Below are 21,333 nucleotides of genomic sequence, written 5' to 3' on the forward strand. Positions count from 1 at the left end.
CCTGCTCACGGCGTCCAGTCGCGCCGCAGCAGGCCGTAGATCACCATGTCTCCGAAGCCGTCGCCGTCGTACCCGCGCTCCCGCTGGGTGCCCTCGTGGACGAAACCGCATCTCTCGGCGGTACGCCGCATGGCCGTGTTGGCGGCGAGCGTCTCGATCTCCAGCCGGCGCAGGTTGCGGTTGCGGAAGCCGTACCGGCAGAGCAGCCGGATCACCTCGGTCCCGTATCCCTGGCCGCGCGCCTCGGGGAGCAGCGTGATGCCGAGGTGGGCGAGCCTGCTGAACGTGTCGATCCCCCACAGCACACCGGTGCCGAGGAACGTCCCGTCGGCGACGGTCTCGGCCAGCAGCGACACCGCGGCGCCGGCGTCCGGCTGCTCGCCGGCGCGCTTCTCCAGCCGGGCCCGGACCTGGCCCACGTGGTGCGGCAGGAACGGCCCGTCGTCGGTGATCAGATGCAGTTCCGGATCGGCGTTCAGGCGGAACAGGTCCGGTGCGTCGTCCGGGGTGGGCGTACGCAGGCGGACCCGGTCGGTGGCGAACATGCCGCGACGCTAACGGCGGACGGGTGGGCCGACAACCGGATTTGGCCTCCCTACCGACCGGTCGGTAGAGTGGTGCGTATGACCCCGCTCGTGCTCGCCACAGCCCTGACCAAGACCTACGGGACGCGCGACGCCTTGCACGCGCTCGACCTGACAGTCGCGCCGGGCAGCCGGTTCGTCGTGCTCGGCCACAACGGCGCCGGCAAGTCCACGCTGCTGGAGATCATCGCGACGCTGCGCACCCCGACGTCCGGCTCGGTACGCGTCGGCGGCTTCGACACCGTCACGCAGGCGCGGGCTGCCCGGCGCCTGATCGGCCTCGCGCCGCAGTCGAACGCCCTGGACCCGCTGGCCACCCCCACCGAGGTGCTCGACTTCCACGGCGTGGCGCTCGGGCTCGGCCGCCGTGGGCGGGCCCGCCGTACGCGGGAACTGGTCGACCTGTTCGGCCTGGGCGAGCACCGCGCGGCCCGGGTCGCCACGCTCTCCGGCGGCACCCGCCGCAAGCTCGACCTGGCCGTGGCGCTCGTCGCCGAGCCCGCCGTGGTGATCCTGGACGAGCCGACCACCGGCCTGGACCCGCTCGCGCGCATCGACTTCTGGACCGAGCTGACCCGCCTCAACCAGGCCGGCACGTCGCTGCTCATCTCGACCCAGGACCTGCACGAGGCGGACGTGCTCGCCACCGAGATCGCGGTGCTCCGGGACGGCCGGGTGGTCGCCCAGGGCCCGCCGGCGTCGCTCAAGCAGCGCGTCGGCGCCCGTACGCTCACGCTCGACCTGTCCGGCGCCGCCGCCGCTGCCGCGTTCGCCGCCGCGTCCGAGGCCGGGTTCCGCGCCGACCCCGACCGCCCGGACCGGGTACGCTTCAGCGTTCCCGACGACCCGCGCGCCCTGGCGAAGGCCCTGGTCGAGGCCGGAGACGCCGCCGCCGACATCACCCGGCTGCACCTCGCCGAGCCCTCCCTCGACGACGTCTTCGTCGCCCTCGCCGCCCGCTGAGGCGTGATCCCACCGCACCCCGAAAGGCCCGAACCCGTGCTCCCGCTCGCCGTCACCCCGCCCCGCCACTCCCCGGCCCCTGTCGTCCTCGCGGCGATCAGACGTTCCACGCGCGCCGTGCTCCGTACGCCCGCACTGCTTGTCGCCCCGGTCGCCCAGTCCCTGTTCTTCCTGCTCGTCTACGCCGGGCAGCTCGACGCCGTCGGCAGCACCTACCTGGACGGGACGAGCTTCATCGCGTTCCTGCTGCCGCTGATCCTGCTCACCGGCGTCGCCACCGGCGCGGCCGCCGCCGGCACGCTGGTGCTGGGCGACCTCAGCAGCGGATACCTCGACCGCCTGCGGCTCGCCCACGGCACCACGACACCGTTCCTCGTCGGCCCGGTCGTCGCCGCGCTGATCGCCGTCGTCCTCCAGATGGCGGTGACAGTGGCCGGGGCCGCGGCGATCGGCTACCGGCCGGCGAGCTGGTCCGGCGTCGCCGGGATGCTGCTGCTGATGCTGGCCCTGGGCGTCGGTGTCGCGCTGCTGAGCACGGCGCTCGCGATCCGGTCGGCCTCGGCGTCGGCCACCAACCTGGTCACGCTCGCCATGTTCGGCCTGTCGTTCTTCACCGGCGTGTTCGCGCCGGTCGACGAACTCGCCGGCTGGATGCGGGTGATCGCCGTGGTCAACCCGCTCACCTATATCGTCGACACCGCCCGCCAGCTCGGCGGCGACGCGGCGCTCACCGCGGCCCCGATCGGCATGGCGGCGATCGTCACCCTCGCCGTCGCCGGGACCGCGGCCTGCGCCCTCGCCCTCCACCACGCGAGGAAGAACCGATGAGCCCAGCCGACACCCGCACCCAGATCATGGACGCCTTCGCCGAGCAGCTCGCGGCGACCGGCTACCGGGGCATCTCCCTGGTCGGCGTGGGCCGCAGCGTCGGCATCCAGAAGCCGTCCATCTACCACCACTTCCCCGGCGGCAAGGAGGATCTCTACATCGCGGTGGCGGAGCGGTACATCCGGGACGTCGGCGCCCGGATCTCGGCGGCGCTGGCCGGCCCCGGCGACGTGCCGCACCGGCTGCACGCGCTCGCCACCGTCGCCGCCGGTCAGCACGGCGACGCCGTCACGTTCGAGCAGCGCATCTACGACACGCTGCCGCTCGTCTCCGCCGCGACCAGCGAGCACGTCTCGGGCCTCTACGTCGCCCTGATGCTGGCGCCGGTGACCCGGTTCTTCGCCGACGCCCGGTCCGAGGGCGTCGTCACCGGCGAACCGGAGTTCCTGATGAACGCGTTCCTACACCTGGCCCGCGCCGCCGACCTCACCGACGAGACCGGACCCGCCCGGATCGTCGCGCTCTTCCTCGACGGCGCCCGCCCACGTGCCTAAACTAAGGACTTAGCTAACCGAGGAGGTCGCGCAATGTCGGCTGAGGCTGTGCACTACAACATGCATGACGCCAAGACCCACCTGTCGCGCATCATCGAGCGGGTGGAACGCGGCGAAGAGATCATCATCGACCGGGCGGGCACCCCCGTGGCGAAGGTCGTGCCGCTCGTGCGCCGCGCCAACCGCACGGCGGTCGGCTCCCTCGCCGGGCAGGTGGACCTCTCCGGTGACTGGGACTCGCCACAGACCAACGCCGAGATCGCCGCCGACTTCGGAATCGGCGCATGACCCTGCTGCTGGACACCCACGTCGCGCTCTGGGCCATCACCGGCGACGCCACCCTCGGTGTCGAGTTCCTCGACCGGCTACGCCACGACCCAGATGTCTTCCTCTCCCCGGTCAGCCTCTGGGAGATCACCATCAAGCAGCAGGCGGGGAAGCTCTCCGGCCCGCCCGATCTGGCCGAACGGGTACGCGACATGGGTTTCCGTGAGCTACCGGTGACCCACGACCACGCCATCACCGCGGGCCGCCTGCCGCCGCATCACCGTGATCCCTTCGACCGCATGCTGGTGGCTCAGGCGATCACGGAGAATCTGACCCTGGCCACGCGCGACGCTTCCATCCCGCTCTACGAGGTCGACGTCCTCACGGTGTAGGTGTCAGGCGTCGGCGGGGGTGGTGGCGGCCCGCGCCGCCGCGACCAGCCGGGCGGTCTCGTCGGTCACCGCCTGGTCGTCGGTCGGCGTCCCCGGGTCGTAGCGGACCGTCCAGGTCAGGCCGTCGACCCCGGGCACCCGCCGGGCCGCGATCCGCCCGGAGCCGCCGGGCACCTCGTGGTGCGAGGTGTACGCCACCGAGCCGGTGACCCGGGCCCGGACCTGGTGCGGCAGGTCGCCCGGGTCGACGAGCAGATACGTCTCGGGGAGGCCGTCCGCCACCACCAGGTAGCCGTCGTGCTCGGCGACCGGCTCGGCCGGGGTGACCGTCAGCTCGCGGCCGGACCAGACCGCCTTGAGGATGTCGTGCCAGCCGAGGCGGTCCACCCGGCCGGGCAGCCAGAGCCCACGGTTGCTGGCGACCAGCACGCCGTCGTTGCCGCCCTCGCCGGTGCCGGCGGCGGCCCAGGCGAGCACCCGCTCGTCGGCGACCAGCGGCGGGCGGTCGGCCGAGGGCAGCTTCGGCCGGCGGTTGAACAGACCCATCACAAACCTCCGGCGGCCTGCTCGCGCAGTGCCCGTGCGTGCTGTTCCAGCGAGAGCAGTTCCCCGAACAGGGCGAAGTACTCGTCCTTGTTGCTCACCGGGTTGACTCGCTGGATCTTCGACTTCAGGTCGCGGATGCGGCCGGTGACCGAACTCCACTGGAGCCGGGCCATGGTGATCGAGACGTACCGCGGGTCGGGCTCGCCGTCGATGCGCAACGGCTCCACCGCCAGCTCACCGATCAGCGCCTGCCCGGCCAGGTCGTCGCAGGCGTCGCGGACCCGCTCGATCCAGACCGCGCCGCCGGTGGCGCCGGACGCCCCGCCGGCCGCCGCCACGGCGGCGCGCACCGCGAGGTGCACCGGGTGCTGGTAGTCGGTCGCCTCGACCGCGTCGAACATCGGGCCGGCCAGGACCGGCTCCTGCAACGCCAGCTTCAGCGCCTCACGCTCCACCATGGAGCGAGGGCTGTCCACTGTGGGCGCGTTCGGGCGGGGGCGCCCGGGTGCGGCGGGCGCACCGGGCCCCGGTTGCCCGTTCGCGGCTGCGAGAACCGCGCGCTGCACCGGCTCGATCTCCATGCCGAGGTCGCCGGCGAGTTTGCGCACGTACTCCGGGCGCTTCTCCCGGTCCTTGATCTTCGCCACGAGCGGCGCGGCGCGGCGCATGGCCTCGACCCGGCCGTCGACGGTGTCCAGGTCGAACCGGTTGATCACGTGCCGGAGCGCGAAGTCGACGAGCGGCTCGCGGCGGGCCACCAGGTCGCGTACGGCCAGGTCGCCCTTTGCCAGGCGCAGATCGCACGGGTCCATGTTGTCGGGGCTGACCGCGATGAAGGTACGCCCGACGAAGCGCTGGTCGTCCTCGAAGGCGCGCAGCGCGGCCTTCTGCCCGGCGGCGTCGCCGTCGAAGGTGAAGATGATCTCCCCGGCCCGCTCGTCGCTGTCGAACAGCACCCGGCGCAGCACCGAGATGTGGTCGCCGCCGAACGCCGTGCCGCAGGTCGCCACCGCCGTCGGCACGTCGGCCAGGTGGCAGGCCATCACGTCGGTGTAGCCCTCGACCACCACCACCTTGCCCTGCTTGGCGATCTCCCGCTTGGCCTGGTCGATGCCGTAGAGCACGTGCGACTTCTTGTAGATCGGCGTCTCGGGGGTGTTGAGGTATTTCGGGCCGTCGTCGTCGTCGAAGAGCTTGCGGGCGCCGAAGCCGATCACGTCGCCGGTGATGTCCCGGATCGGCCACATCAGGCGGCGGCGGAACCTGTCGATCAGCGAACCGGAACGGGCCGGGCGGGACAGCCCGGCGGTGACCAGCTCGTCGTGGGTGAAGCCCTGCTGACGCAGGTGCTTGGTGAGCAGGTCCCACCCGTCGGGGGCGAAGCCGCAGGCGTACCGCTCGGCGGCGGCCCGGTCGAAGCCGCGCCCCGCGAGGAACTCGCGGGCCGGACGGGCGCCGGCGGTGGTGAGCTGGGCCCGGTAGAAGTCGACGGCGGCGGCGTGCGCGGCCACCAGACGCTGCCGCTGCCCCTGCTGCGGGCGGGGACGCGGCGCGGACCTGTCGTCCTCGACGTAGCGCAACTGGATGCCGGCGCGAGCGGCCAGCCGCTCGACGGACTCGACGAAGCTGAGGTGCTCGGCGTCCATCAGGAACTTGATCGCGTCGCCGCCGACCCCGCAGCCGAAGCAGTAGAACACGTTGCGGGCGGGCGAGACGTTGAACGACGGGCTCTTCTCGTCGTGGAACGGGCAGAGCCCCTTGAGGTTGCCGCCGCCCGCCGACTTGAGCGTCACCACCTCGGAGATCACTTCCGCGATGGCGGTGCGCTCGCGGACCAGCGCGATGTCCTCGTCCCGGATCCGCCCCGCCATGACCGCCACCCCCTCGGCGTACATCCTGCCCTGCCCGACCGACGTTCCGGCGGCCGGGGGGACGGGCGTGTGGCCGGCCACGCCCGTCCCGCCGGCTCAGGCCGAGCGGGCCGCCGCGGGGTCGCCGATGCGCGGGAACGGCTCGATGGAGAAGACCACCTCGACCGGCACCTCGAAGTACGCGGCGATGCGCAGCGCCAGGTGCAGGCTGGGCCGGAACTCGCCGCGTTCCAGGTAACCGACGGTCTGGTAGTGCACACCGAGCGCGTCGGCCAGTTGCCGGCGGGAGATGCCCCGTTCGGCGCGCAGCACCGCGATGCGGTTGTGCACGGTCTCGCTCATCGACGCCCTCTCATCCGACCCGCTGCATGGCCCGCTCCCGCCGGGCCGCGACCCGCGAGCCGGACTCCCGGCGGGCCATCCGGCGCAGCACCACCGGGGCCAGCACGAGCCCGAGCACCGCCCAGGCGCCGAGCACGCCGACCGTCTCCAGGTGCCGCCAGGAGCCGCCGAGTTCGACGGCAGCGAGGTCGCCGGGGAGCAGCGCCGAGCGCATGCCCAAGCCTAGCCAGTAGAGCGGGAAGACCTGGGCGACGCCCTGGAGCCAGCCGGGCAGGCCGTTGATCGGGTAGAAGATGCCGGACAGCGCGATGAGACCGAAGATCGGCATCACCACCAGGCCCATGTTGCGCGGGTTCTCCACCAGCGAGCCGATCACCGCGCCCAGCGGCAGCGTCGCCACCAGCCCGAGCGGCACCACCCAGGCCAGTGTCAGCCAGGCGCCGGGGTCGCCGAGCCGCAGCCCGTCGAGGAAGAACAGCCCGGGCGTGAGCTGGATGACCACGCCGATCAGCGCGACCGCCGAGACCAGCACGATCTTGCCGACCAGGTAGCCGAGCATGCCGTCCGGGATGGCCTTGGCGCGCAGCAGCGTGCCGTCCTCCCGATCGATGACGAGCTGGTTGGCCAGCCCGAGCAGGCCGCCGAAGAGCAGGCCCATGCCGAGCGCGCTGGGCAGCGTACGGGCGCCGAGGGAGAAGTCCGTGCCGGGGACCGTCGAGCCGCGCATCCAGAACACGGCGATCAGCAGCACCACCGTGGGGAAGAAGTAGGTCCAGAGATCCTGGCCGTTGGTGAACGTCGCGCGCAGCTCGATAGCGCCGCGCCGCAGCCCGGCCCGGAGCGCGTTGGTGGTCGGGTTCATCGGTTCGCCTCCTGCTGCCACACCCGCTCGGCCCGGCCGGTACGGATGCCGGTCTCCTCCTCGTGCACCAGCGCCAGGTACGCGTCCTCCAGGCTGGCCCGGCGCACCTCCAGCTCGCGTATCCGGTCGCCGTGCTCACGGAGCAGGTCGCGCAGGAAGGCGGTGGCGTCGGCGGTGGCGTGCACGTACCGCTCGCCGTCGCGGGTCCAGCGCACCTCGGCGTCCCCCGCGACACGCCGGGCGAGCTGGTCGGGCGACCCCTCGGCGATGATCCGGCCGCCGGCCAGGATGAGGATGCGGTCGGCCAGCTTCTCCGCCTCGGCCAGGTCGTGCGTGGTCAGCACGATGGTGGTCTCGTCCAGGTCGGCCAGGCGGTGCACCAGCTCGTGGAACTCGCGCCGGGCGGCCGGGTCGAAGCCGACGGTGGGCTCGTCCAGGAACAGCAGTTCCGGGCGGCCGACGATGCCGACAGCGACGTCGAGCCGGCGGCGCTGACCACCGGAGAGCCGGGACACCCGGCTGCCGGCGTGCGCGGCCAGGCCCACCGTCTCCAGCAGCTCGTCGACCGGCCACGGGCGCGGGATCCGGTCGGTGGCGTACGGCGCGTAGAAGTCGCCGAGGTGGGCGAGCAGTTCCCGCACCCGCCACTTGCCGTGGTCGCGCCAGGACTGGAGCACCACGCCGAGCCGTGCGCGCCACCGTTCGTCGCCCCGGGCCGGGTCGGTGCCGAGCACGCGCACCGTGCCGGCCGAGGGCAGCCGGAAGCCTTCGAGGATCTCGATGGTGGTGGTCTTGCCGGCGCCGTTGGGCCCGAGCAGCGCCACCACCTCGCCCCGCCGGGCGGTCAGGTCGACGCCGTGCAGCACGTCGACGGCGCCGTAGCGCATACGCAGATCCCGCACGTCGAGGACGAGATCCTCGTCGGGCGGTCGGGGGGACGCGACGGCCCCGGGAAGTTCGACCGCAGTCATACCTCGAAATGTAGCATCACTACTACAAACCGAGGTACCCCCGCTCACGGCCGACGGCGATGGAACCAGCGCGTGACGGGGGCCGGCTCCTCCTCGTACGACCGGGCCGCGTTCACCGCGGCGGCCAGGCCGGAGCGGCGGGGCCGGGGCCCGGCACGCAGCATCGGATCGGCGGCCATCTCGCGGAGCACCGCGACGGCCAGGCCCAGCATCACCACGACGAACGGCAGCGCGACCAGGATGGTCGCCTGTTGCAGCGCGGCCAGCCCTCCGGCCAGCAGCAACGCCGCCGCGACCGCGCCGATCAGCACGCCCCAGAGCACCACCACCCCGCGATGTGGCCGCAGCGCGCCGCGCGAGCTGAGCGAGCCGAGCACCAGCGACGCCGAGTCCGCGCTGGTGACGAAGTAGAGACCGATCAGCACCATGGCGAGCACGCTCGTCAGCGTGGCCAGCGGCAGCGCGTCGAGCAGCCCGAACAGCGCCTGCTCGGACCCGGCGTCCACGTCCGCCACCAGATCGCGGGTGCCAGTGGTCTGCGTACGCAGGGCGGTCCCGCCCATCACCGCGAACCAGACGGTGCTCGCGCCGCTGGGTATCAGCAGCACCCCGATCAGGAACTGGCGGACCGTGCGGCCGCGCGAGATGCGGGCGATGAACGTGCCCACGAACGGCGCCCAGGAGATCCACCACGCCCAGTAGAAGATCGTCCACGAGCCCAGCCAGGCCGGATCGGAGAACGCCCCGGTACGCGTCGACATGCGCACCAGGCCGCTCAGGTAGTCGCCGACCGAGGCCGGCAGCACCTCCAGCGTGTAGACGGTCGGACCGACGACGAACACGAACAGCATCAGCACGACGGCGATCAGCACGTTCGTGGTGGACAGCCACTTGACGCCCCGGTGCAGGCCGGAGAAGGCGGACACGACGAAGGCGAGCGTGAGGGCGCCGATGATCGTCAGCTCGACGGCCCGGCCGTCCGGCACGCCGGCCACCAGGTCCAGGCCGGCCGCCACCTGGAGCGCGCCCAGCCCCAGACTGGTCGCGGAGCCGAACACGGTGGCGAAGACGGCGAGCAGGTCGATCGCGCGACCGAGCGGGCCGTCGGCCCGGGCGCCGAGCAGCGGCGCGAACGCGGCCGAGATGCGGTTGCCCCGCCCCTTGCGGAAGGCCGAGTACGCCAGGGCCAGCGCCGCGATCGCATAGATGCCCCACGGGTGCAGCGTCCAGTGGAAGAGCGTGTACTGCATGGCCGTCGCGGCGGCGGCGCCGGTCTGCGGCGCGACGCCGGAGGCGGGAGGCGGCGTCGCGTAGTGCTGGATCGGCTCGGCGACGGCGAAGAACACCAGGCCGATGCCCATGCCGGCGCTGAACATCATGGCGACCCAGGCCAGCGCGTTGAACTCCGGCTCGTCGTCGTCGGCGCCGAGCCGGATCCGGCCGAACCGGGAGGCGGCCACGACCACCGCCAGCACCAGGAAGGCGTCCGCCGCGACCACGAAGAACCAGCCGAACGTGCCGATCGTCCAACTCAGCCCGGCCGCGCCGAACGACGCCAGGGAACCACGCGCGAACACGCCCCAGGCCACCACGGCCAGCACGCCGGCCACGCCGAGCCCGAGCACCACCCGGTCGGCCGGCTGCGTCCCGGTCCGCTCCCCCACATCTTCCGCCATGGCCCCATCCTGGGCGGAGCGGACGCCGGGGTGGGACGAAACGCCCCACCCCGTACCGGGTCAGGCGGCGGTGGCGGTGGCCTCCTCGGCCTCGACCTCGGCGTTCCAGGCCGGCTTGGTGGACCGCCAGCCCTCGTCGTCCATGCCGCGCCGCCAGTAGCCGGAGATGGACAGGTCACCCCGCGGCACGCCACGCTCGACGCGCAGCAGCCGCCGCAGCTCCTTCACCGCGCCGGCCTCACCGTGCACGAACGCGTGCACCCGGCCGGGCGGGAACTCCAGCGCCCGGACCGCCTCGACCAGCGGCACGCCGTACGGGCGCCCGTCACGGTGCAGCCAGCGCACCTCGACCGCGCCCGCGCCGGCCAGGGGCAGCTCGTCGGCCGGGCCGCCGACCTCGACGTACACCTTCGCGGCCGCGCCCGCGGGCAGCCGCTCCAGGGCGGCGGCGATGGCCGGCAGCGCGCTCTCGTCGCCCGCCAGCAGGTGCCAGTCGGCGGCCGGGTCCGGCGCGTACGCGCCGCCCGGCCCGGCGAACAGCACCCGGTCGCCCGGGCGCAGCGCCGCCGCCCACGGCCCGGCCAGGCCCTCGTCGCCGTGGTGCACCACGTCCACCGTCATCTCACCCGCCGCGGCGTCCCAGGCCCGCACGGTGTACGCGCGCAGGCGCGGCCACTGCTCCGCCGGGAACTCCCGCTTGATCGTCGCCAGGTCGACCGGGTACGGGTAGGTCACCCCGGCCGGCGGGAAGACGAACTTCACGTAGTGGTCGGTGTACGCCCCCACCGGCAGCCCGGCCAGCTCCGGACCGCCCAGCACGAGGCGGATCAGGTGCGGGGTGGGCCGCGTGGTCCGGACGACCGTGGCGGCGGTGAGCTTCTTCGGACGATCCGTCATGCCACTTAGGCTAGCCTAAGCTCCGCAGGGCGATCCGGTCAGCTCGGCGACACCAGACGGGCGTGCCAGGCCAGCGCGGCCGGATCGGTGAGCGAGGCGACCTGGTCGATCACCACGCGCAGCCGCGCGGCGTCGTCCGCCGCCTCCCGCCACAGCGGCGCGAACACCGGGTCGAGCGCGTCCGGCGCCCGGTCCCGCAGCGCCGCGACCAGCCCGGCCAGCACGTCGCGCTGCCGCCCGTAGCGGTCCTCGGCACCGGGGCGGCGCATCACGTACCGCAGGGCGATGCCCTTGAGCAGCGCACACTGCGCCCGGATCCGGCGCGGCACCACCAGGTCGGCCTCGTACCGGCGGTGCGGGCCGGGACCGTGGCGCTGCTCGGTGGCGGCCACCACACCGGCGACGAACCGGCCGGTGAGCACGCTCGTGGTGGCCTTCAACGCGGCGAGCGCGCGGTGGCTGCCGTCGTACGCGGCCAGCGGCGCGAGCACCGGATCGGCCAGCAGGTCGGCGAGCACCTCGCCCAGGTCCTCCGGCGCCTCACCCGAGTAGGTGGCGGCCACGTCGGCGCAGAGCGCCCGCCGCTCGTCCGCGTCGGCCAGCAGCGGGCGCAGGTCGACGTACCCGCCGTGGATGCCGTCCTCGACGTCGTGCACCGAGTACGCCACGTCGTCGGCCCAGTCCATCACCTGGGCCTCCAGGCAGCGCCGCGCGCCGGGCGGTGCGCCCTCACGCAGCCAGTCGAAGACCTGGTGGTCGTCGGCGTACACGCCGAACTTGCGCTCACCGGGCCGGCGCGGCCACGGGTACTTGCTCACCGCGTCCAGCGCGGCCCGGGTCAGGTTCAGCCCCGCCGAACGCCCGTCCGGGGTGAACACCTTGGCCTCCAGCCGGGTGAGCACCCGCAGCGTCTGCGCGTTGCCCTCGAAACCGCCGCAGGCGGCGGCCAGCTCGTCCAGCGCGTACTCGCCGTTGTGCCCGAACGGCGGGTGACCCAGGTCGTGGGCCAGCCCGGCGGTGTCCACCACGTCCGGGTCGCAGCCCAGCCGGGCGCCCATCTCGCGGGCGATCTGCGCGACCTCCAGCGAGTGGGTCAGCCGGGTACGCAGGAAGTCGTTCGTGCCGGCGGTGTGCACCTGTGTCTTCGCGGCGAGCCGGCGGAACGCCGCCGAGTGCAGCACGCGGGCGCGGTCCCGCTCGAACGGCGACCGGCCGTACCCGGTGTCCTTCGGCGCCTCGTCGACCAGCCGCGCCGCGTCGCCGCTCACTTCCCCCGGACTGGCAGGTGGTCGCGACTGCGGGGCTCGCAAAACCGGCTCACTCCTCGCGCTCCCGGAGAACGCAGAACTCGTTGCCCTCCGGGTCGGCGAGCACCGTCCACTCCACGTCTCCCTGGCCGATGTCGACGTGCCGGGCGCCCATGTCGACGAGACGCTCCACCTCGGCCTCCATGTCGGCCGGGCGCAGGTCGATGTGCAGCCGGTTCTTCCCCTCCTTCGGCCCGGCGACCGGGACGAAGACGAGACCGGGCGTCGTGTCGGGGGTCCGGCGGATCTCCACCTCGTCCGGCTTGTCGGTGATCACCTGATAGCCGAGGGCCTCCGCCCACCAACTGGCGAGCCGGGACGGGTCCCGGGCGTCGATGGTCAGGTTCTCCCAGACGGCGGTCATGCGGCCACCCCTCCTGATCGACACGTGGCGGAAGCTCAGGTTACGCCGAGGAGGCCGGAAAGGCGCGCTGGGCGTACGCGGGGCCGCCGGCGAGCACCGGCGGCCCCGCGCCGCGTCAGCGGGAGTCCGAACCGGTGGTGGTGATCGACGCGCGCCCTGCCTCCAGCCGGGCCACCGGCACCCGGAACGGCGAGCAGGAGACGTAGTCGAGCCCGACTTCGTGGAAGAAGTGCACCGAGTCCGGGTCGCCCCCGTGCTCGCCGCAGACCCCGAGCTTCAGCCCCGGGCGGGCCGCCCGGCCCTCCTCGGCGGCGATGCGCACCAGCCGGCCGACACCGTCGGTGTCGATCGACTCGAACGGCGAGATGCCGAAGATGCCCAGCTCCAGGTACCGCCAGAAGAACGCGCCCTCCACGTCGTCGCGGGAGAAGCCCCAGCCCATCTGGGTCAGGTCGTTGGTGCCGAAGGAGAAGAACTCGGCCGCCTCGGCGATCTGCCCGGCGGTCAGCGCCGCCCGGGGCACCTCGATCATCGTGCCGATCAGCACCTCGACGCCGCTGTCCCCGACCACGTCGGCGATGATCCGCTCGGCCTCGGCGCGTACCGTCTCCAGCTCCTGCACGGCCCCGACGAGCGGCACCATGATCTCCGGGCAGGCCTTGCCGCCGTCGCGGACGACAGCCACGGCGGCCTCGGCGATAGCGCGGACCTGCATGGCGAACAGGCCCGGGATGACCAGGCCGAGCCGGACGCCGCGCAGGCCCAGCATCGGGTTCTCCTCGTGCATCCGCCGCACGGCGGCGAGCAGCGCCTCCTCCTTCGCGACGTCCTCGCCGCGCTCCTGCGCGACCGCGACGTTCACCGCGAGCTGCTCCAGCGGAGGCAGGAACTCGTGCAGCGGCGGGTCGATCAGCCGCACGGTCACCGGCAGGCCGTCCATCTCCCGGAAGATCTCGATGAAGTCGGCCCGCTGCAACGGCAGCAGCGCCGCGAGCGCGTCCTCCCGCTCCCGCTCGCCGGAGGCCAGGATGAGCCGCTCGACCAGCTCGCGGCGGTCGCCGAGGAACATGTGCTCGGTGCGGCACAGGCCGATGCCCTCGGCGCCGAAGCGCCGGGCCCGGGCCGCGTCCGCGCCGGTGTCGGCGTTCGTGCGGACCCGCAGCCGCCGCGCGGCGTCGGCGTGCGTCATGATCCGGTGTACGGAGCGGACCAGCGCGTCGTCGGTGTTCTCCGGGTCGAGTTCGCCCTCGAAGTACTGCACCACCTCGGACGGCATGACCGGCACCTCGCCGAGGTAGACCTTGCCGGTGGTGCCGTCGATCGAGACCACGTCGCCCTCGTTCACCACGTGGCCGCCCACAGTGAACTTCTTCGCCGGCACGTTCACGTCCAGCTCGTCGGCGCCGGAGACGCAGGTCTTGCCCATGCCGCGGGCCACCACGGCGGCGTGGCTGGTCTTGCCGCCCCGGGAGGTCAGGATGCCCTTGGCGGCGATCATGCCGTTGAGGTCGTCCGGGTTGGTCTCCCGGCGGACCAGGATCACCGACTCCCCCTCGGCGGCCAGCTCGACCGCCCGGGCCGAGGTGAAGACGACCTTGCCGGACGCCGCACCCGGGGAGGCGCCGATGCCCTTGGCGACCGCCTCGAACTCGTGGTCGAGCTGGAAGCGCGGGAACATCAGCTGGGCGAGCTGCGCGCCGTTGACCCGGTGCAGCGCCTCGTCCAGGTCGATCAGGCCCTCGTCGACGAGCTGCCCGGCGATGACGAACGCGGCGGCGGCGGTGCGCTTGCCGACGCGGGTCTGCAGCATCCAGAGCTTGCCGCGCTCGATGGTGAACTCGATGTCGCAGAGGTCCTTGTAGTGCTCCTCCAGCCGGGCCATGATGCCGAGCAGCTGGTCGTAGGAGGTCTTGTCGAGCTGCTCCAGCTCCTGCAACGGCACGGTGTTGCGGATGCCGGCGACCACGTCCTCGCCCTGGGCGTTGGCGAGGTAGTCGCCGTAGATGCCCTGCGCGCCGCTGCCCGGGTCGCGGGTGAACGCCACACCGGTACCGGAGTCCGGACCGAGGTTGCCGAAGACCATCGCCACCACGTTGACGGCGGTGCCCAGGTCGGCCGGGATGCGCTCCTGGCGGCGGTAGAGGATCGCCCGCTCCGCGTTCCACGAGTCGAAGACCGCGCGGATGGCGAGGTCGAGCTGCTCGCGCGGCTCCTGCGGGAACTCGCGGCCGGTGTGCTTGGCGAAGATCTTCTTGTACGCGTCGACCAGCCCGCGCAGGTCGTCGGCGTCCAGGTCGAGGTCGTTGTGCGTACCCTTGGCGCGCTTGATCTCGTCGAGCGCGTGCTCGAACTCCTCGCCCGGCACCTCGCAGACGGTCTTGCCGAACATCTGGATCAGCCGGCGGTAGGAGTCCCAGGCGAACCTGTCTGCGCCGCCGGAGGCGGCCCGGTCAGCGCTGCCGCCCGCCTGTCGTGCGAGTCCTTCGACGCTGCGGTCGTTGAGGCCGACGTTGAGGACGGTCTCCATCATGCCCGGCATGGAGAACTTGGCGCCGGAGCGTACCGAGACCAGCAGCGGGTCGTCCGGGTCGCCGAGGCGCCGGCCCATCTCGCGCTCCAGGGACTCCAGGTGCGCCTCGATCTGCGCGGCCAGGCCGTCCGGCTCGCGCCCGGTCGTCAGGTACGCCTTGCAGGCCTCCGTGCTGATCGTGAAGCCGGGCGGAACCGGCAGGCCGAGATTCGTCATCTCGGCCAGGTTGGCCCCCTTGCCGCCGAGCAGATCCTTGAGATCCTTGTTGCCCTCGGCGAAGTCGTAGACGTACTTCTGCTCGACCGGATCGTGCGCTGCCACCAGAGCCTCCCACGCGCGCCATTGACACTTAACGAAGGTTCAGTTCGGACATACCCCGGTAGTGACCACCGGCAATCCCGGCTTGTCAGCGTCGGTGGGCCGAAGGCTAGGCGAACTTCGAGAAACCTGGGAGCGTTCGGTGACTTTCGGCACAACAGTCACCACAATCCGCGTTCGTACGGGTTTTTGGGAACGCTTCCACGAGCACGATCACGCAATTCCGATTCCCCTCGTACTCTTGACGTCACTGCATCTCGCGGAACCTGACCTTTGCCATATCCCGCGCGAATACACCCTCGGAGCCGTCGCCGTGCCGACAAACCCCGCCGCCCCGCAGATCGGGCCGGAGCCGTCCGACACCCCTCCCACCAGCCCTTCCGCCGACCTGCCGCCGCCGGATGCGGCCTCGCCCGGCGCGGTGGCGTCCGCCCACGGCCTGCCCGGCGTGGCGGCCTCCTCGGCCGACGGCCTGCCCGGCGTGGCGGCGCGCGCCGACGGCCTGCCCGGCGTGGCGGCGCCCGCGGACGGCCTGCCGGGTGTGGCGGCGTCCTCCGCCGAGCTGGCCCGGGTCGCCGCGGGCCGGGCCGCCGGGGTGCTCGCCGGACCGGCGGCAATCAGGCTCGACGACGTGGTGCCGGCGCCCGAGCAGGTGCGCCCCGATCCGACGGGTGACTTCACGCTGAGCGCGGACGCGGTGCTGCGGGTCAGCCCCGCCGGGCGGGACGTGGCCGAACAGCTCGCCGGCTGGCTGCGCCCGGCCACCGGCTTCCCGCTCCCGGTCACCGACACCACCGACGACGGCCCGCTGACGCTCACGCTGTCCGCGGCGGCGTCCACCGGGGCCGGCGCGTCGGACGGCTCCAGCGGCTCCAGCGGCTCCAGCCGGTCCGGCAGCTTCGGCGGGCCGGGCGGGCCCGGCGGCTCGGGCGGGCCCGGCGGCTCGGGCGGGCCCGGCGGCTCGGGCGGGCCCGGCGGCTCGGGCGGGCCCGGCGGATCGGGCGGGCCCGGCGGATCGGACGAGTCCGGCGGGTCGGGCGGCGTGCGGCTCGGGGACGAGGGCTACCGCCTCGACGTGACCGCCGACGGCGTGCGGATCACCGCCGCCGGCCCGGCCGGGCTGTTCCACGGCGCGCAGACGCTGCGTCAGCTGCTACCCGCGCCGATCGAGAACCCGGCCGCTGTCGCCGCGCGCTGGGCGATCCCCGGCGGCACGATCGTCGACCGGCCCCGCTTCCCCTACCGGGGCGCCATGCTCGACGTCGCCCGCCACTTCTTCCCGGTCGAGGACGTACTGCGGGTGATCGACCACCTGGCCCGCTACAAGCTCAACCACCTGCACCTGCACCTCACCGACGACCAGGGCTGGCGGATCGCCGTCGACTCCTGGCCCCGGCTCGCCGAGGTCGGCGGCACGACAGCGGTCGGCGGCGGCCCGGGCGGCTGGTACACCCGCGACGACTACCGCCGCATCGTCGCGTACGCCGCCCGCCGCCACGTCACAGTGGTGCCTGAGATCGACCTGCCGGGCCACACCAACGCGGCGCTCGTCGCGTACCCCGAACTGGCGCCCGGCAAGGTCGCGCCGCCGCCGTACACCGGCACCGAGGTCGGGTTCAGCTTCGTCGACCCCGCCGACGAGCGGACGTACGCCTTCGTCGCGGACGTGGTCGGCGAGGTGGCCGCGCTGACGCCCGGGCCGTGGCTGCACCTGGGCGGCGACGAGGCGTTCAAGGTGCCGGCCGACAGCTACCGCGCGTTCGTGGCGCGGGCGCAGCGGCTGGTCGCCGCCACCGGCAAGACCGTCGTCGGCTGGCACCAGCTCGCCCCGGCCGAACACGTCGACGGGCGCGTCCTGCAGTGGTGGGGTACGAACGGGGACGACCCGGAGACCGCCGACGCGGTACGCCGGGGCGCCCGGCTGATCCTCTCCCCCGGCAACCACGCGTACCTGGACATGAAGTACGCCCCGGACACCCCGATCGGACACGACTGGGCGGGCCTGATCGACGTGCGCCGGGCGTACGAGTGGGATCCGGCCACTCACGTGCGGGGCGTACCGGCCGAGGCGGTGCTGGGGGTGGAGGCCCCGCTGTGGACCGAGTCGGTCACCACGCTGGCCGAGGTCGAGTTCATGCTCTTCCCGCGCCTGCCCGCCGTCGCCGAGCTGGGCTGGTCACCCCGCGAGACCCACGACTGGTCCCGGTTCCGCAGCCGGCTCGCCGGCCACGGCCCGCGCTGGTCCACCGCCGGCATCACCTTCCACCAGTCCCCCGACATTCCCTGGCCCTCCTCCACACCCCAGATCCCCACCCAGCCCACTCCCCACCCCTCCCCCACCACCCCCTGACCGCGCGGAGGCACCCACCCGCGTCACCCCGCGGACGCCGAACACGGTCGATCATGAAGTTGACGGCGACAAACCGGACACAAGGCGCCGTCAACTTCATGATCGACGCCTTCGTCCCGAGATCTTGGTACGGAACGACCCCCAGAGGGGCGCCGATCTACCAAGATCTCGAAGCTCACCCGCCCAGAACCGACATTGGGCACCAAGGCGACTCACTCCCCCTCCCACCGGACCGGTGATCAAGGAGTTCGGGTCCGGCGCACGGCCTCAGACGGACACAAACTCCTTGATCAACGGGGTGGGGGGGGTCGGTGTCCGGATTCGGGGTGGTCGGGGTCACCGGTGGGGTGGAATCGGGGGTGGGTGCGGGGCGTTGTACATGGCAGACCGCGCCGCACCCGCCGACCGCCCGCCCTATCGGGCCGGGAATCAGGCCGGGACGCCGGTCGTTACATCACCGGGCCGCCGAGCAGGCCGACAGCGCCTGTCGAGCCGGCCCCACCGCCGGGCAGCGCCCCCGGGAATGACCCCGGACCCCCAGTCGTTACATCCCCGAGCCGCCGGAGCGGGCCATCCCCCTGGCCGCCCGGGCGAGCCACCGGCCCGACGCACATACCGGGCCACCTGATCTTTATTCGCGGCATCCCCCATCGCCGCGTACCCCCGACAGAGAGGCAACTGATCATGGCTACCACTCTGCTGCGCAAGACCGTACTGACCGCTGCTGGTGTCGTCGCCACCGCTGGTGGCATCGCCGGCCCCGCCATCGCCGCCCAGGCCACCCCGGCCGAGCGCGCCGCCGCCCAGGTCACCACCGACCGCAAGCACGGCGAGCGGGAGCTGGACGTGCGCTACGAGGCGCAGCCCAACTTCTACTTCTGTGGCCCGGCCGCGGCCCGGAACGCGCTGAGCGTGCAGGGCAAGAACATCGACGTGCACGCGATGGCCGAGGAGATGGGCACCACCGAGGACGGCACCAACTCCATCAACGACATCACGCCGGTGCTGAACAAGGAGACCGGTAAGGACGTCTACAAGTCGACCGAGATCCCGGTGGACAAGGCCGGTGACAAGGTGGAGAAGCTGCGCGCCGACGTGGTGCGTACGGTGGACGACGGCCGGGCCGTGGTGGCGAACATCGCCGGCACCGCGACCGACACCGACGGCAACACCCACTCGTTCGAGGGTGGCCACTACATCAGCGTGGTCGGCTACCGCGACGGCGGGAAGGTCGTGACGATCGCCGACTCGGCCAACCCGAACCAGGCCTCGTACCGCATGGACGTGGACGCCCTGGCGCACTGGATCGCCAGCCGCGGCTACAGCTCCTGACCGAGTGACAATGCCGAAGGGCCCGACCCCGGAACGGGGGTCGGGCCCTTCGGCGTATCCGGGGTCAGCCGCCGGAGTCGTCCAGCTCGGCACCGTCGGGCGGGGTGTCGTCGTCGCGGCTGGCCAGCCAGCCGTCCGGCAGGAAGACCTTGCCCGGGGAGTTGGTGCGGCCGCGCGGCTGGCCGAGGTTCTCCACCGGGAACGGTACGGCCGGGTCGAGCTTGCCGAGCAGGTCGTCGAGCTGCGCCAGGCTCTCGATCATGGCGAGCGAACGGCGCAGTTCGCTGCCGATCGGGAAGCCCTTCAGGTACCAGGCGACGTGCTTGCGGAAGTCGGTGCAGCCGTCCCGCTCGCCCCGGGCCGGGTTGCGCGCGCCCGCCACGAACTGCTCCACCAGCAGCTCGGCGTGCCGCCGCATGGTCACCGCCACCTCGCCGAGGCTCGGCAGCCGCCGCTCGGCGCTCCCGTTGAACGCGGCCTCCAGGTCGGCGAACAGCCACGGCCGGCCCAGGCAGCCGCGCCCGATCACCACGCCGTCGACGCCGGTGTGCGCGACCATCCGCAGCGCGTCGTCGGCCTCCCAGATGTCGCCGTTGCCGAGCACCGGCACGTCGAGCGCCGACTTGAGGGTGGCGATCGCGTCCCAGTCGGCGGTGCCGGAGTAGCGCTGCGCGGCCGTACGCCCGTGCAGGGCGACCGCCGCGACGCCCGCGTCCTGGGCCGCCAGCCCCGCCTCGACGTACGTCAGGTGGTCGTCGTCGATGCCCTTGCGCATCTTGACGGTGACCGGCACCCCGGCGGGTGACGCGGCGTCCACCGCGGCCTTGACCAGCCGGGCGAACAGCCGGCGGCGCCACGGCAGGGCCGAGCCGCCGCCCTTGCGGGTCACCTTGGGCACCGGGCAGCCGAAGTTGAGGTCGATGTGGTCGGCCAGGTCGCGCTCGACCACGATCCGTACGGCGGCGGCGGTGATCTCCGGGTCGGTGCCGTAGAGCTGGAGGCTGCGGGGGTGCTCCTCGGCACCGAAGGCGATCATGCGCAGCGTCTTCGGGTTCCGCTCGACGAGGGCACGGGTGGTGATCATCTCGCACACGTAGATGCCGCCGCCCTGCTCACGGCAGAGCCGGCGGAAGCCGACGTTGGTGATCCCGGCCATCGGCGCGAGCACCACCGGCGGCCACACCCGGTGCGGGCCGATGGTCAACGCGGGCAGGGTCGGCGCAGTCACCGCACAAGTGTAAGGAAGGGCCCCTTCTTAACGTCTCCGGTAGAGCAGGGGCCCCTTGTTAACAGGGGCGCATATCACAGCCGGCCAGCCCGGCGGGCGTTCTCCACAACCGGGACGGCTGTCCACAGGCCGGACGGACGGGCGGGAGGAGCAGCGGTCGAGCCCGCACGCTGCCGGGCATGCGCGAACAGCCACCCGAACTCAGCGACCTGGCCGAGCGCCAGCAGCAGATCGTCACGCGGACGCAGCTGCTGGGCGTCGGATACGACGACATGTACCTGTACCGGCAGACCCGGCGCGGCCTGTGGCAGCGCGTGCTGCCGGCCACGTACGCGCTCGTCACCGGCACCCTCACCGACGAGCAACGACGCATCTCGGCGGCGCTCTACGCGGGTGCCGACGCGCAGCTCACCGGCCTGGCCGCCCTGGTCTGGTACGGCTTCCGGCACAGCCCGCGCACTGCTGACGTACACCTGATCCTGCCGCACCACGTGCGGCGCCGCTCGGCCGGTCACGCGGTGATCGCGCGGGCCCTGGAGCTTGATCCGCGGGCCCGGCGGACCGCGCTGTACCCGGTGTGCTCGCCGGCCCGGGCGGTGGTGGACGCCGCCCGCGACCTGCGCGAGCTGCGGCCGGTACGGGCGACGGTGGCCGAGGCCGTGCAGCGCGGCTTCACCGACCTGGCCAGCCTGGACGCGGAGATCCGCCGGGCCCGGCGCAGCCGCACCGCGCTGATCCGGAAGGCGTTCGCGGAGATCACCGACGGGGTCCGCTCGGCGCCTGAGACGGAGCTGCGGGAGTGCCTGGGTAGCAGCCGCGTGCTCGGCGACATCCTGTGGAACCCGCGGCTGTCGGCGGCCGACGGCGCGCGGCTGCCGACGCCGGACGGCTACCTCGCCGACTGCGCGGTGGCGCTGGAGGTCGACTCGCGGGAGTACCACCTCAGCCCGGCCGACTGGGCGCGGACGCTGGACCGGCACAACGAGCTGAGCCGGCACGGGGTGCTCATCCTGCACTTCACGCCGGCGCAGATCCGCCGGGAGCCGGGCCGCGTGCGGCGCACGGTGGAGGACGCGTACGCGGCGCGGCGCGGGATGGGTGCCGCGACCGGCGTACGGGCGGAGCCGATCTCCCCCGGATGAGGGGTGTTA

Annotated in this window: 20 protein-coding genes; 8 read left to right on the forward strand and 12 right to left on the reverse strand. The window is 73.0% G+C overall.

The window, feature by feature from the left end:
* Nucleotides 1-5: 5 nt before the first annotated feature.
* A complete protein-coding gene (locus ACPCK6_RS21440; RefSeq protein WP_396882725.1) occupies nt 6-545 on the reverse strand; it encodes a GNAT family N-acetyltransferase in 540 nt (179 codons plus the stop codon).
* Nucleotides 546-623: 78 nt separating this feature from the next.
* Here ACPCK6_RS21440 and ACPCK6_RS21445 point away from each other — a divergent pair, with 78 nt between their 5' ends.
* Genes ACPCK6_RS21445 through ACPCK6_RS21465 form a run of 5 tightly spaced genes read left to right on the forward strand, consistent with a single transcriptional unit; the run spans nt 624 to nt 3,588 of the window.
* Entirely contained in the window at nt 624-1,547 is a 924-nt protein-coding gene (locus ACPCK6_RS21445) for an ABC transporter ATP-binding protein (protein ID WP_423482029.1), read from the forward strand.
* 36 nt (nt 1,548-1,583) lie between these two features.
* On the forward strand, nt 1,584-2,375 hold the full coding sequence (locus ACPCK6_RS21450) for an ABC transporter permease (protein WP_423482030.1): 792 nt from the start codon (nt 1,584-1,586) through the stop codon (nt 2,373-2,375).
* Nucleotides 2,372-2,929 carry a TetR/AcrR family transcriptional regulator gene (locus ACPCK6_RS21455; protein WP_071098090.1) on the forward strand — a complete coding sequence of 186 codons (558 nt, stop codon included), beginning with the start codon at nt 2,372-2,374 and terminating at the stop codon, nt 2,927-2,929. The genes ACPCK6_RS21450 and ACPCK6_RS21455 overlap by 4 nt, the downstream gene beginning before the upstream one ends.
* Nucleotides 2,930-2,962: 33 nt before the next feature.
* Nucleotides 2,963-3,217 carry a type II toxin-antitoxin system Phd/YefM family antitoxin gene (locus tag ACPCK6_RS21460; protein WP_013287924.1) on the forward strand — a complete coding sequence of 85 codons (255 nt, stop codon included), beginning with the start codon at nt 2,963-2,965 and terminating at the stop codon, nt 3,215-3,217.
* On the forward strand, nt 3,214-3,588 hold the full coding sequence (locus tag ACPCK6_RS21465) for a type II toxin-antitoxin system VapC family toxin (RefSeq protein ID WP_396882728.1): 375 nt from the start codon (nt 3,214-3,216) through the stop codon (nt 3,586-3,588). Before ACPCK6_RS21460 ends, ACPCK6_RS21465 begins: the two co-directional genes overlap by 4 nt.
* A 3-nt stretch (nt 3,589-3,591) precedes the next feature.
* On the opposite strand, the gene ACPCK6_RS21470 is transcribed toward ACPCK6_RS21465, so the two are convergent.
* The 10 genes from ACPCK6_RS21470 to ppdK form a co-directional block, all read right to left on the reverse strand.
* The gene (locus ACPCK6_RS21470) at nt 3,592-4,134 is read right to left on the reverse strand and encodes a hypothetical protein (RefSeq protein WP_396882729.1); all 543 of its coding nucleotides are present in this window, start codon (nt 4,132-4,134) and stop codon (nt 3,592-3,594) included.
* On the reverse strand, nt 4,134-6,029 hold the full coding sequence (gene dnaG / locus ACPCK6_RS21475; RefSeq protein ID WP_423482031.1) for a DNA primase: 1,896 nt from the start codon (nt 6,027-6,029) through the stop codon (nt 4,134-4,136). The genes ACPCK6_RS21470 and dnaG overlap by 1 nt, the downstream gene beginning before the upstream one ends.
* 72 nt (nt 6,030-6,101) lie before the next feature.
* On the reverse strand, nt 6,102-6,347 hold the full coding sequence (locus ACPCK6_RS21480; protein WP_013287928.1) for a helix-turn-helix transcriptional regulator: 246 nt from the start codon (nt 6,345-6,347) through the stop codon (nt 6,102-6,104).
* A 10-nt stretch (nt 6,348-6,357) separates the two neighbouring features.
* On the reverse strand, nt 6,358-7,209 hold the full coding sequence (locus ACPCK6_RS21485) for an ABC transporter permease (protein WP_018787372.1): 852 nt from the start codon (nt 7,207-7,209) through the stop codon (nt 6,358-6,360).
* Nucleotides 7,206-8,180: an ABC transporter ATP-binding protein gene (locus ACPCK6_RS21490; RefSeq protein WP_194802318.1), complete on the reverse strand. Its 975-nt coding sequence runs from the start codon at nt 8,178-8,180 to the stop codon at nt 7,206-7,208. Before ACPCK6_RS21490 ends, ACPCK6_RS21485 begins: the two co-directional genes overlap by 4 nt.
* 44 nt (nt 8,181-8,224) lie before the next feature.
* A complete protein-coding gene (locus ACPCK6_RS21495; RefSeq protein WP_423482032.1) occupies nt 8,225-9,856 on the reverse strand; it encodes a BCCT family transporter in 1,632 nt (543 codons plus the stop codon).
* Nucleotides 9,857-9,916: 60 nt separating this feature from the next.
* On the reverse strand, nt 9,917-10,753 hold the full coding sequence (locus ACPCK6_RS21500) for a siderophore-interacting protein (protein WP_396882732.1): 837 nt from the start codon (nt 10,751-10,753) through the stop codon (nt 9,917-9,919).
* A gap of 38 nt (nt 10,754-10,791) precedes the next feature.
* Nucleotides 10,792-12,021: a deoxyguanosinetriphosphate triphosphohydrolase gene (locus tag ACPCK6_RS21505; protein WP_423482033.1), complete on the reverse strand. Its 1,230-nt coding sequence runs from the start codon at nt 12,019-12,021 to the stop codon at nt 10,792-10,794.
* A gap of 49 nt (nt 12,022-12,070) precedes the next feature.
* The gene (locus ACPCK6_RS21510) at nt 12,071-12,424 is read right to left on the reverse strand and encodes a VOC family protein (protein ID WP_262015175.1); all 354 of its coding nucleotides are present in this window, start codon (nt 12,422-12,424) and stop codon (nt 12,071-12,073) included.
* Nucleotides 12,425-12,539: 115 nt separating this feature from the next.
* On the reverse strand, nt 12,540-15,275 hold the full coding sequence (gene ppdK, locus ACPCK6_RS21515; RefSeq protein ID WP_423482034.1) for a pyruvate, phosphate dikinase: 2,736 nt from the start codon (nt 15,273-15,275) through the stop codon (nt 12,540-12,542).
* Nucleotides 15,276-15,585: 310 nt separating this feature from the next.
* On the opposite strand from ppdK, the gene ACPCK6_RS21520 reads away from it, so the two are divergent.
* Complete coding sequence (locus tag ACPCK6_RS21520; protein WP_423482035.1) at nt 15,586-17,622, forward strand: family 20 glycosylhydrolase; 2,037 nt, start codon at nt 15,586-15,588, stop codon at nt 17,620-17,622.
* A 684-nt stretch (nt 17,623-18,306) separates the two neighbouring features.
* Complete coding sequence (locus ACPCK6_RS21525; RefSeq protein ID WP_423482036.1) at nt 18,307-18,954, forward strand: C39 family peptidase; 648 nt, start codon at nt 18,307-18,309, stop codon at nt 18,952-18,954.
* Nucleotides 18,955-19,018: 64 nt separating this feature from the next.
* Here ACPCK6_RS21525 and dusB read toward each other — a convergent pair whose 3' ends face one another.
* Entirely contained in the window at nt 19,019-20,182 is a 1,164-nt protein-coding gene (gene dusB / locus ACPCK6_RS21530; RefSeq protein WP_262015172.1) for a tRNA dihydrouridine synthase DusB, read from the reverse strand.
* A 179-nt stretch (nt 20,183-20,361) separates the two neighbouring features.
* On the opposite strand from dusB, the gene ACPCK6_RS21535 reads away from it, so the two are divergent.
* Nucleotides 20,362-21,324 carry a type IV toxin-antitoxin system AbiEi family antitoxin domain-containing protein gene (locus ACPCK6_RS21535; RefSeq protein ID WP_396882739.1) on the forward strand — a complete coding sequence of 321 codons (963 nt, stop codon included), beginning with the start codon at nt 20,362-20,364 and terminating at the stop codon, nt 21,322-21,324.
* Nucleotides 21,325-21,333 lie beyond the last annotated feature (9 nt).

It is taken from the genome of Micromonospora sp. AB353 (genome assembly GCF_049538395.1).
In the GTDB taxonomy this organism is placed as follows: Bacteria; Actinomycetota; Actinomycetes; order Mycobacteriales; family Micromonosporaceae; genus Micromonospora; species Micromonospora aurantiaca.